At 43.5% G+C, this 2,928-nt stretch carries 4 protein-coding genes; all 4 read left to right on the top strand.

From position 1 onward, the window contains the following. The coding region (locus tag BTA31_RS22215; protein WP_076794293.1) for a sulfite exporter TauE/SafE family protein at positions 1 to 719 on the top strand (719 nt) is incomplete at its 5' end. 21 nt (positions 720 to 740) lie between these two features. Beyond that, positions 741 to 1,076, top strand: a complete 336-nt coding sequence (locus BTA31_RS22210; protein WP_043928379.1) for a thioredoxin family protein — start codon at positions 741 to 743, stop codon at positions 1,074 to 1,076. An 18-nt stretch (positions 1,077 to 1,094) separates the two neighbouring features. Further along, positions 1,095 to 2,177, top strand: a complete 1,083-nt coding sequence (locus tag BTA31_RS22205; protein WP_076794291.1) for a PAS domain-containing sensor histidine kinase — start codon at positions 1,095 to 1,097, stop codon at positions 2,175 to 2,177. Then, positions 2,152 to 2,796, top strand: a complete 645-nt coding sequence (locus tag BTA31_RS22200) for a response regulator (protein WP_076794288.1) — start codon at positions 2,152 to 2,154, stop codon at positions 2,794 to 2,796. The genes BTA31_RS22205 and BTA31_RS22200 overlap by 26 nt, the downstream gene beginning before the upstream one ends. The last annotated feature ends 132 nt before the right edge of the window (positions 2,797 to 2,928 follow it).

The raw sequence follows: 2,928 nt of genomic DNA, 5'->3' as shown, positions 1-2,928 counted from the left end.
TGCTTGGTGCTGGGGGAGCAATTATTAATTACCCACTGTTATTATATATACCTGTTTTATTAGGGTTTACAGGTTTTAACGCTCACCAGGTTTCAGGTATTGTGGCAGTCCAGGTTTTTTTTGCAACATTTTCCGGCGTATGGGCTTACCGGAAAGGCGGTTACTTAAATAAAGAACTGATCTTTATCATGGGGTTAAGTATTTTGCTTGGAAGTCTAATCGGTGGTTATGGGTCACATTTTTTCTCCGAAGATGTCATAAACCTAGTTTACGGATTATTGGCGATCATCGCTGCCATCATCATGTTGATTCCAAAGACAGGAACAGAAGGTAATCAAAGTGATCATATTCGCTTTCCAAAGATATTAACCTCAATCATGACTTTTATGGTCGGTTTGGCTTCAGGTATAGTCGGTGCGGGCGGTGCTTTTCTGCTTGTTCCGCTCATGTTAGTCATTTTAAAAATACCTGCACGAATCACAATCGCAACATCACTCGCAGTTACATTTATTTCATCGATTGGAACAACAGCTACAAAGCTCGTCATTGGACAGGTGCCCATTATGCCGGCTTTGGTTGTAATGGCTGCCAGTCTGATTGCATCCCCGCTAGGTGTTTTCATTGGCAAGAAAGTGAATGCTAAAGTTCTTCAAGGTATTTTGATATTCGTTATTTTGATTACAACAGTGAAAATTTGGGTTGATATCTTACTGTATTGACCGTTTTGAAGGAGGAATTGGATGAAAGAGGCTGCAGAACTAACTTCAATGGTGTCAATTGAGAAATTTATAACTGATCATCAATTAAGTTTTATATATATATCAAGACCTCAATGCACAGTCTGTCACGCTGTTTTGCCTCAGCTTAGAGCACTGTTGACTCGCTTTCCAAAGATCAAGTTAGGACATATAAATGCTGACATAGTGGAGGAGGTTGCCGGCAGGTTTTCAGTCTTCACAGTTCCTGTGCTTCTTTTGTTTATTGAGGGAACCGAATGTCTAAGGGAAGCGCGTTTTGTTCATTTTGAACAGCTTGAACAGAAGTTAAAAAGAGTCTGTCAATTGTACGAGGAATAGAAAGCTAAGGGAGGGTCCATGATGTGTCAAAACCCGACTCAGTATAAAGGAGAAGGAATGTCAATGGAAAGCGGCTATTTAAGGCAGATCTTCGCCCATTTGCAGGATGGGATCATCATGATGGATCAGGAACGCAGAATTCTGGTGATGAATCCGTCCGCAGAGAAGATGACGGGATGGACATTAGGGGATAAGGTTCCGTACTGTTCCTACTGCCAAACGAGAAAATTGGAAGCGGGAGAAGAGCGTTGTTATTTGCTGGCCAAGCGGAAAATTCCTTATTTTCTTTCCTCGATGCCCACCTATGAGGGACGATTCGTCGACATGGAGATGAGTACGGCTGTCATTTCTGAAAACGGCGATCAAATGGAAGTTCTTTTGGTCCTGAAAGATTTAACGATGAAGAAAAAGGAAGAGGAAGCCAGGATCTCCAAGCTGGTTTTGCAAAAAACGTTAGAAGCCCAGGAAAACGAACACAAGCGGCTGGCCCAGGAACTGCACGATGGTGTAGGGCAATCGCTTTATTCGGTCTCAGTTGGCATTCAAGCGATTCAATCGCGCATGGAGCAGGAAGAAACTTTTAAAGCGTACATGCAGGAAATCGTCGATGAACTGGAAAAAGCGATCCAAGACGTCAAGCTTTACTCTCTCCAGCTGCGGCCGCACAGTCTCGATCAATTGGGGCTGATACCTGCTGTCAAGCATCTTGTTTCCAGCTTAAACAAGACTCATCAGGATGTTTCGATTACGTTTTCCTCAAGCGATGTCAGCAATCGCTTGCTGCCGATTTTCGAAATCAATTTGTACCGCATCATTCAGGAGGCGCTGCATAATGCCCTGAAATATTCGCAGGCGACACTAATTGAAGTCATACTGTACAAAGAAGGCGGCGAGCTCGTTTTGATGGTTCAGGACAATGGCATCGGTTTTGAACGCGGGCTGACAGAGGAAGGCCTGGGATTCAAACATATGAAAGAGAGAGTCGATCAGATGGAAGGAAGTCTTCGAATTCGCTCCGCACTTCAGCGAGGTACGACGATTAAAGTGAAAGTAAAGGACAAGGAGGGGAGGGGGAGTGATCAGGGTATTGCTGGTCGATGACCACATGATGATTCGCAAGGGCATCCGTGTCCTTTTGGAAGGTTTTTCTGAAATCGAAATTGCGGGAGAAAGCAATAATGGCAACGAAGCCGTTCTTAGCACCGGACAGTTGAAACCGGATGTCGTGCTGATGGATTTGTCGATGCCGAACGGGTTGGACGGATTCACAGCGAGCAGTGAAATCCGAAAGTTGAACCCTTCTGTTAAAATCGTGATTTTGACAATGCATGATGAGGAAATTTTTGTCCAAAAAGCGATAGAGGCGGGGGCTCATGGATACGTCTTGAAAAACAGTCATTATCAGTTGCTTTATCAGGCGATTGTCGAAGTGTACAGGGGCAATCTCTTTTACAAGACATCTGTATCGCAAGACATCATTGATCAATGGCTCAATTCAGAGTCCAAAAAGCCGCCCTCTGTATTAACTGTTCGCGAAAAGGAGATTCTCAGATTCATTGTGCTGGGTTATGCCAATAAGGAGATTGCCGATAAACTCTCAATCAGCGTCAAAACCGTCGAAAACCACAAAACGAATATGATGCAGAAGTTAGAGCTGGACTCGAAACACGAATTGATTCAATATGCGATCAAAAACAAATATCTCGATCTGTCGTTGTAACATACTGCCCCTTAACCTTGTCAGCTTGTGAAGACGGGGTTCACATAAAAGTAGGGGAGTTCCCCTATACAGAAAAAGGAAGATTGATGTTAACTTAAAAAAAGAGAGACGCTTCTTTAAGAAAAACAGCAA

The organism is Bacillus haynesii (genome assembly GCF_001969855.1).
GTDB classification, from domain to species: Bacteria; Bacillota; Bacilli; order Bacillales; family Bacillaceae; genus Bacillus; species Bacillus haynesii.
Note: the sequence above shows the minus strand (reverse complement) of the source record. Positions and strands in the feature narration are given on the sequence as shown.

What these genes read in the sequence shown, in the direction of transcription:
- BTA31_RS22210 (WP_043928379.1), top strand. Translation starts at nt 741, where the DNA reads ATGAAAGAGGCTGCAGAACTAACTTCAATGGTGTCAATTGAGAAATTT.
- BTA31_RS22205 (WP_076794291.1), top strand. Translation starts at nt 1,095, where the DNA reads ATGATGTGTCAAAACCCGACTCAGTATAAAGGAGAAGGAATGTCAATG.